Below are 1,303 nucleotides of genomic sequence, written 5' to 3' on the forward strand. Positions count from 1 at the left end.
GAACAAAAAGAAAGATCTATAATCCAATAGATGTATTGGGACCGCATCGTCAGTCCCAGCTACAACTGGCAGCTTAAATTCAGACGAATCCTGGTAACTCACTTAAGAAAGAGAAAACACGAACAACAATAGAAGCACGGAGTAGCCGTAGATGAATTTTCATAAGGGCAATGACCCCGTAAAGGAGCGAGAAACGGCATCCACCTCTTGAGAGACAGAACGAAGGAATGTAAGGGCTAAGACCCAGCGTGACATGGGAGGGTAAGTCGTCAGGAGAATGGTGTGGATATCCATAGTGTGCGGTCATAGAATGCACCCATAGATTTGCAAATGATGCCGATCTCTATTCCTGCCACCGCCTCATCCAGGAAAATATGTCATTGCTACATGAGTTCTCCAATTGTCTTTCAGAGAGTTGTTTGAAATTCTAAGAATGAGTGAGAAAACGGGAGAAAAAATTAATTTATAGTGGGAGTATATAAAAATTAGAGAAGCAAGGTACAAACCAGGAAAATCTGAGCCATTTTTATTTTTACCTGCTGATGTAGGACGGAAGGGCAAAAGCCGCAGATTTACTCAAAGATCAATAGAAAAAATCGTTGAGAAATATGCTAAATCATATGGAAAATCATCTTTATCAGTGCATACGTTAAGACATTCTTTTGCAACTCGATATCATAAAGAGAACAATGATGTTCCCAAATTAAGAAATCAATTGGGCCATTCTTCAATTCAAACAACAATGATTTATACTCATTTGACAAACGATGAAATGAAAGAAGCAATAAACAGAATGGACAATTAATTAATAATGACACAAAGTAACCCTTTTGCTTGGAGGAAGTTGCCCTTAATGGAGTAGTAGTGACACAAAGTAACCCTCATGCTTGGAGGAGAGTCTTATCTTTGATGAGATTGAAAGATCTCTTACAAAATGACACAAAGTTACCCTCATTAGTGTAATTTGAACTAAATAAAAAGGGTAACTTTGTGTCAATAAACTTAGAGAGGGCAACTTTGTGTCAATTAACACAATAATCGGACAGTAAATAAGGTTTTTCCTTAGATATAGACATATGTACAAAATACGGATTTTGTGTATATGAATCCGAACAAATTTCCGGCCGGAATCAAGATAACGTTCGTGTTCTATGAAGGCTCTTGTACATTTACTTCCATTTTAGTAGGTTTTGGAGTTTACACCATCTATTTTGTACGAAAATGACACCTTGCACGAAGTAGCAGGATGTAGTTCTTTACCCTGAAATAGAAGGGTTCTGTAAAATGGCACAAAAAAACACCC

1 pseudogene is annotated in these 1,303 nt (G+C 37.5%); it reads left to right on the plus strand.

The annotated features are described in order from the left end of the window. Window positions 1–475 precede the first annotated feature (475 nt). Window positions 476–805 (plus strand): annotated as a pseudogene (locus PPOP_RS20550) (tyrosine-type recombinase/integrase); the annotation flags it as partial. Window positions 806–1,303 lie beyond the last annotated feature (498 nt).

The organism is Paenibacillus popilliae ATCC 14706, from assembly GCF_000315235.1.
Lineage (GTDB): Bacteria > Bacillota > Bacilli > Paenibacillales > Paenibacillaceae > Paenibacillus_B > Paenibacillus_B popilliae.